Origin of the sequence: Rugamonas violacea (assembly GCF_016461825.1) — a bacterium.
Lineage (GTDB): Bacteria > Pseudomonadota > Gammaproteobacteria > Burkholderiales > Burkholderiaceae_D > Rugamonas.
On the sequence record NZ_JAEMNU010000153.1, the window covers coordinates 152,804 to 159,283 of the forward strand.

Consider the following 6,480-nt stretch of genomic DNA (forward strand, 5'->3'; position numbering starts at 1 on the left):
CCGGGCAGGTCCAAAGCACACCGAGCTGTCTATATTACCGTGCAAGTACCCCAAATCGGGGCGGAAACTGCGTTTTAAAGGCCGGAAACGAAAAAAGCGCCCCATGCTGGGGCGCTTTCGGCTGGCCCGCGCGCGGCGGGCCGGTCCGGCCGACGGTCAGGCGTGGTAGGCCGACTCGCCGTGGCTGGTGATGTCCAGGCCTTCGCGCTCTTCCTCTTCCGGCACGCGCAGGCCGATCACCACGTCGACCAGCTTGTAGGCGATCAGCGAGACGATGCCCGACCAGACGATGGTGGTGCCGACGGCGGTGGCCTGGGTGGTCACCTGGCCGATGATCGAATAAGCATCGGTCGACATCTTGTTGCTGACGTAGTCGAAGATGCCCTGGCCGCCCAGCGAAGGCGCGGCGAACACGCCGGTCAGCAGCGCGCCGAGGATACCGCCGACGCCGTGCACACCGAACACGTCGAGCGAGTCGTCGGCGCCGAGCAGGCGTTTCAGACCGTTCACACCCCACAGGCAGACGATACCAGCCAGCAGGCCGATGATCAAGGCGCCCATCGGACCGACGAAACCGCAGGCCGGGGTGATCGCCACCAGGCCGGCCACCGCGCCGGAGGCGCCGCCCAGCATCGACGGCTTGCCCTTGGCGAGCCACTCGCCGCCGACCCACGACATGGTCGCGGCGGCGGTGGCCAACAAGGTGTTGATGAAGGCCAGGGCGGCGACGTCGCCCGCTTCCAGCGCCGAACCGGCGTTGAAGCCGAACCAGCCGACCCACAACAGCGAGGCGCCGATCATGGTCATGGTCAGCGAGTGCGGCGCCATCGATTCGCGGCCGTAGCCGACGCGTTTGCCGATCATGAAGGCGCCGACCAGGCCGGCGACGGCGGCGTTGATGTGCACCACGGTGCCGCCGGCGAAGTCCAACGCGCCTTTCTGGAACAGCCAGCCGGCCTTGACGCCTTCGGTGGCGGCGCTGGCGGCGTCCTTGATGGCGTCCGGACCGGTCCAGAACCAGACCATGTGGGCGATCGGCAGGTAGGAGAAGGTGAACCACAACACCACGAAGGCCAGCACGGCGACGAACTTGGCGCGCTCGGCGAAGGCGCCGATGATCAACGCGCAGGTGATCGCGGCGAAGGTGGCCTGGAAGGCGACATAGACGAACTCAGGCAGCACGACACCCTTGCTGAAGGTGGCGGCGGTCGAGAAGGCGGCCTTGGCCGGATCCCAGATGCCGTTCAGGAACATGCGGTCGAAACCGCCGTAGAAGGCGTTGCCCTCGGTGAAGGCCAGCGAGTAGCCGTAGATGCACCACAGCACGATGATGACGGCGAAGATCATGAACACTTGCAACAGGATCGACAGCATGTTTTTCGAGCGCACCAAGCCGCCGTAGAACAGGGCCAGGCCGGGGATGGTCATCATGATGACCAACAAGGTCGAGGTCATCATCCATGCCGTGTCGCCCTTGTTCGGGGTGGGCGCGGCGGCGGCCGGCGCGGCGACCGGCGCGGCGGCGGCACCGGCGGCGGGCGCGGCGACCGGCGCTGCCACAGGAGCAGGAGCCGGCGCGGCGGCGCTGGCGGCCGGTGCGGCCTCGGCGGCCGGCGCGGACGCGGCCGGCTTGGCTTCGTCGGCGGCGAGGGCCGGCGCGGCGGCGTTACATGCAAACAGGAAAGCGGCCCCAGCAAGCAACCTGGTTATTGTTCTTTTCATTAATGTTCCCCTTAAAGTGCTTCGTTGCCGGTTTCGCCGGTGCGGATGCGGATCACCTGCTCCAGGTTGTAGACGAAGATCTTGCCGTCGCCGATCTTGCCGGTGCGCGCGGCGCCCTCGATCGCCTCGATCGCCTGGTCGACGATGGCGTCATCGACGGCCGCCTCGATCTTGGTCTTGGGCAGGAAATCGACCACGTATTCGGCGCCGCGATACAGTTCGGTGTGGCCTTTTTGCCGGCCGAAACCCTTGACCTCGGTGACGGTGATGCCTTGGACGTTGATGGCGGACAAGGCCTCACGTACCTCGTCGAGCTTGAACGGCTTGATGATGGCGGTAATCATTTTCATGCTGGCCTCGCTTAGAAGGTTTTGGAAATGGTCAGGACAGCGCCGGTCTTGGCGGTGCTTTTGCCGGCCGGGGTGACGTAGGCGTCGCTGTCGGCGTAGACGGCGGCCAGCGCCACGGTGGCGAAGCCGAAGTCCTTGCTCACGCCGACCTTGTAGTCGCTGTAGCTGGCGGCGCCGTTGTTCTTGACGTTCTGGTGGCCGACGTGCAGGCCCAGGTTGTAACCGTCGTAGACGTCGTAGGTGAAGGCCGCCTCCAGGTAGCCGCTGTTCTTGCTGTCGACAAAGCCGAACAGATTGGTGGTCGAGTGCGAGTATTTGACCGAGAACGGGCCGGCCGACAACTGGCCGTACAGTTCGAAGGTGTTGGCGCTGGGGTGCAGGCCGTTGGACGGGTAGAAGTAGTACAGGCCGCCGACGTCGTAGGCGATGTCCTTGCTGATCTCGCCGCGCTTGCCGCCGTAGAGGTCCCATTCGATGTCGCCGTCGCCGCCCGCGTCCTTGGTCCACTTGATCGTCGACAGCCAGGTGCCGGCGTAGAAACCGCTAGGGTTGTGGGTATAATCCGCCCCGCCTTGCAGGGCCGGATTCAGGCGCGATTGCGAAATGCCGCGGAAACGGTAATCGCTGGTCAACGCGGCGTTGTAGCTGACTTCGTTGTCCGGCTTGGCCGCAGCGGCCTCTTCCGCATGGACGGCGCCCCCGCCGAAGGAGGCAAAGGCCAAGGTCAGTGCGGCGGCAAGAGTGAGATTCTTGGTGAGGCTTGTCATGGCGATTTCCTTTGAATTGAACTTTAGTAGCGGTTGCGGTTTAAAATCGAGGCTGATCAAAAGCTTTCCCAAGCTTCTGTAGCAGAATGCGTGCCAGCTAATATTGCCGGACTGGCAGTTGCGGCAGAGACGAAGCAAGCGGATGGAAGCAGGCTGAGGTGAGAATCGCGGTCGGCGCACTAGTCAGTATCAAAAATTCGCACCACATTAAGGCCGAAGTGCACTGCAATGGTGCGTTGCATTGTCGGCCATATCAAGGACTATCATGGACATGAATACTTTTTTTAACGACTTGCAGAGCAAGATCAATCAGGCCATCGAGAATTCGCCGGCCAAAGACATCGAAAAGAACGTCAAATCGATGATGACCCAGGGCTTTTCGCGCCTCGATCTGGTCACCCGCGAGGAGTTCGACATCCAGGCCCAGGTGCTGGCCAAGACCCGCAGCAAGCTCGAAGCGGTGGAGACGCGCCTGGCCGAGCTGGAAGCGCGCCTCGGCGGCGAGAAGTAAGCACCCGCACCTGTGCCGGCGCGGCCTGGCCGAGGCCGCCGGCGCGCAGTCATGGCACCAGCATGGTGCCGCCGTATGACCGCCGCGTGACCACGGCCCCGTCGGCGCAACTAGCGCTTCGCTACTGTTGCGAAATTGGCAGGCCCATGCATCGCCCGGGCGCGTCCGTCCGCTGGCAACAGTCGCGACAACAGTCCCCCGCCTAACCGCCGCGCGCTTAGTCTGGCGCAAGGCGCCGCTGCCGCCGCGCTCTACGATTTCAGCTGCAGTCCCGTCCTTCCCGAGCGAGGAATCCGATGAGCTTAGCCGTGCTGAAAAGCCGCGCCCTGACCGGCATGGAGGCGCCGGAAGTGAGCGTCGAGGTGCACCTGGCCAACGGTCTGCCCTCCTTCACCATCGTCGGCCTGCCCGAGACCGAAGTCAAAGAGGCGCGCGACCGGGTCCGCGCCGCGATCCAAAATGGCGGCTTCGAGATGCCGGCCCAACGCATCACCGTCAACCTGGCGCCGGCCGACCTGCCCAAGGAATCCGGCCGCTTCGACCTGCCGATCGCCCTCGGCATCCTGGCCGCCTCGCGCCAGCTTCCCTCCGGCCAACTGCACCGCTATGAATACGCCGGCGAACTGTCGCTGTCGGGCGAGTTGCGTCCCATCCGCGGCGCGCTGGCGATGTCCTTCGCCATGCGCCGCGACGGCGCCGAGCATGCCTTCATCGTGCCGCAGGCCAACGCCGACGAGGCGGCGCTGGTGGCCGGCGCCGCCATCTACCCGGCCCGCTCGCTGTTGCAAGTGTGCGCCCACTTCGCCGCCCTGACGCCGGACGCCGCCTTGCAGCGCCACCAGCCCAGCCTGTTGGTGGTGGCCGCCGAGTATCCCGATTTCGCCGAGGTGAAAGGCCAGTTCCTCGCCAAGCGCGCGCTCGAGGTGGCGGCGGCGGGCGGCCATAGCGTGCTGCTGGTCGGCTCGCCGGGCACCGGCAAGACCATGCTGGCCAGCCGCTTCGTCGGCCTGTTGCCGCCGATGAGTGACGCCGAGGCGCTGGAATCGGCCGCCGTGCAGTCCTTGCGCGGCCGCTTCAACCCCGAGCTGTGGAAGCGCCGGCCGTACCGCGCGCCGCACCACACCGCCTCGGGGCCGGCCTTGGTCGGCGGCGGCGGCCAGCCCCGGCCGGGCGAGATCTCGCTGGCCCATTGCGGCGTGCTGTTCCTCGACGAGCTGCCGGAATTCGACCGCCGCGTGCTCGATGTGCTGCGCGAACCGATGGAATCGGGTCGCATCGTCATTTCACGCGCGGCGCAGCAGGCCGAGTTTCCCGCCCGCTTCCAGCTGATCGCCGCGATGAATCCCTGCCCCTGCGGTTACCAAGGCCATGCCAGCGGTCAATGCCGCTGTTCGCCCGATACGGTGCTGCGCTACCAGAGCCGCATCTCCGGTCCGCTGCTCGACCGCATCGACATCCAGATCGAAATGAGCGCCGTGGCACCGGAAACCCTGGCCGCCGCCGCCGATGGCGACAGCAGCGCCGTCATCGCGGCGCGCGTCGAACAGGCCCATCTGCGCCAGTTGCAACGCCAACACAAGAACAACCAGCAACTGCTGCCGCGCGAGGTAGACCGCCACTGCAAGCCCGACAGCGCGGGCGAACATCTGCTGCGCACCAGCATGCACCAGTTCCAATGGTCGGCGCGCGCCTATCACCGCGTGCTGCGGGTGGCCCGCAGCGTCGCCGACCTGGCCGGCGCGCGCGACATCAATAAGGCGCATGTGGCTGAGGCGATACAGTACCGGCGCGTGCTGCGCGAGCGCTGAGGTCGCGCCGTTTGCCCGCAAGCCCCGCAGCCTGCTACCATCAGGCATGCGAAAACTATCCCTTCCCCTCCTGTTGGCGACGGCCCTGAGCGGTGTCGTCCTGTCCGCCTGCAGCCCCAAATTCGATTGGCGCGACTATCGCAGCAATGACGCGCCCTACGCCGTGCTGTTCCCTGGAAAGCCGGCAACGCAAACCCGCAATATCGACCTCGACGGCAGCGAGGTGAGCATGACCATGGCCGCCGCCGAGGTCGACGGCATCACCTTCGCCGTCGGCAGCGCCCTGCTGGCGGACGCGGCCAAGGCCCAGCTGGCCTTGCCGACGATGAAGACGGCGCTGCTCAAGAACATCAACGCCAGCGTCACCGCCGAGAAGGTGGCGGCGCTGTCGTCGGGCAACGGTAGCGCCGCCGCGCAGCAAACCACGTTGGACGTCGAGGCGAAGGGCTCGCGCAACGGCGAGCCCATGCTGCTGATCGGCCGCTTCGTCGCCAAGGACAAACGGATCTATCAAATCATCATCATGGGGCGGGAAAAACACATTGTGCGGGAGACAGTTGACACCTTCCTGAGCTCCTTTAAACTGAACTAAGTTTCAACAGTAAAAACCACGGACGGCCCTTGTTTGCTGAATCGGAAGTACCTTGTCAACATACTGAAATATTCAAAATGACAAGTCATGCTATTGTTTGGAGTTACTAACAACAAGACTCGGAAAGCGCTTATGTTGATTACATTTAAATCCAAATCATCGCCAGAACTCCTGATGTATCAAGAGCATGCACAACGCATACTGGATCTGCTGCACAAGAGTCCTACCCGGGGCGTGATCACCGCCGCCGAGGCGGCAACCGCCCTGTCGCTGCTCGAGCACGAGGTGGCGCTCAGCAAACAACATCCCGAAGTGGATGTCGAACATGACATCCACACCCATGAGCTGGAAGAAAATGAAACCCAGGAGCGCGTCATACAACAGCGCGTCGGCTTCGCTGCGCGCGCCTACCCGCTGCTGGAAATGCTGCGAGCGGCCAAGCAGGATGGCAACGATATTATCTGGGGCGTCTAAACACCTGAGATGAACAACCCGTGTGTGGATGCGCTGGCCTTGGCCATGACATCCACACACGGGTATTTTTCGTAAGGTCGAAACTTAAGACGTAAAAAACCCCCATCTGCACCGAACGCGATCTTGATCGCGTTCAGGCTGATGGGGGTTTTTCACTACTACTATATAACTAGCCTGACGATAACCTACTTTCACACTGGTTGCAGCACTATCATCGGCGCAGAGTTGTTTCACGGTCCTGTTCGGGATGGGAAGG

At 64.0% G+C, this 6,480-nt stretch carries 7 protein-coding genes and 1 rRNA gene; 4 read left to right on the forward strand and 4 right to left on the reverse strand.

Annotated elements, in window-relative coordinates:
- Nucleotides 1–156: 156 nt before the first annotated feature.
- The 3 genes from H7U20_RS29180 to H7U20_RS29190 are packed head-to-tail and all read right to left on the reverse strand — an operon-like array spanning nucleotide 157 to nucleotide 2,839.
- Nucleotides 157–1,722, reverse strand: coding sequence for an ammonium transporter (locus tag H7U20_RS29180; RefSeq protein ID WP_199762632.1), 1,566 nt, complete (start codon nucleotides 1,720–1,722; stop codon nucleotides 157–159).
- A gap of 11 nt (nucleotides 1,723–1,733) precedes the next feature.
- Nucleotides 1,734–2,072 (reverse strand): P-II family nitrogen regulator, encoded by a 339-nt coding sequence (locus H7U20_RS29185; RefSeq protein WP_010393464.1) that lies wholly within the window; start codon nucleotides 2,070–2,072, stop codon nucleotides 1,734–1,736.
- A gap of 11 nt (nucleotides 2,073–2,083) precedes the next feature.
- Nucleotides 2,084–2,839: a TorF family putative porin gene (locus H7U20_RS29190; RefSeq protein ID WP_199762633.1), complete on the reverse strand. Its 756-nt coding sequence runs from the start codon at nucleotides 2,837–2,839 to the stop codon at nucleotides 2,084–2,086.
- Nucleotides 2,840–3,104: 265 nt separating this feature from the next.
- Here H7U20_RS29190 and H7U20_RS29195 point away from each other — a divergent pair, with 265 nt between their 5' ends.
- From H7U20_RS29195 to H7U20_RS29210, 4 genes are all read left to right on the forward strand, one after another.
- Nucleotides 3,105–3,350, forward strand: a complete 246-nt coding sequence (locus tag H7U20_RS29195; protein ID WP_199762634.1) for an accessory factor UbiK family protein — start codon at nucleotides 3,105–3,107, stop codon at nucleotides 3,348–3,350.
- 296 nt (nucleotides 3,351–3,646) lie between these two features.
- The gene (locus H7U20_RS29200) at nucleotides 3,647–5,158 is read left to right on the forward strand and encodes a YifB family Mg chelatase-like AAA ATPase (RefSeq protein ID WP_199762635.1); all 1,512 of its coding nucleotides are present in this window, start codon (nucleotides 3,647–3,649) and stop codon (nucleotides 5,156–5,158) included.
- Between the two features lie 46 nt (nucleotides 5,159–5,204).
- Entirely contained in the window at nucleotides 5,205–5,750 is a 546-nt protein-coding gene (locus H7U20_RS29205; protein ID WP_199762636.1) for a hypothetical protein, read from the forward strand.
- A 132-nt stretch (nucleotides 5,751–5,882) separates the two neighbouring features.
- A complete protein-coding gene (locus H7U20_RS29210) occupies nucleotides 5,883–6,224 on the forward strand; it encodes a DUF1840 domain-containing protein (RefSeq protein WP_199762637.1) in 342 nt (113 codons plus the stop codon).
- A 172-nt stretch (nucleotides 6,225–6,396) separates the two neighbouring features.
- On the opposite strand, the gene rrf is transcribed toward H7U20_RS29210, so the two are convergent.
- Nucleotides 6,397–6,480, reverse strand: a 5S ribosomal RNA gene (rrf, locus tag H7U20_RS31135); the annotation flags it as partial.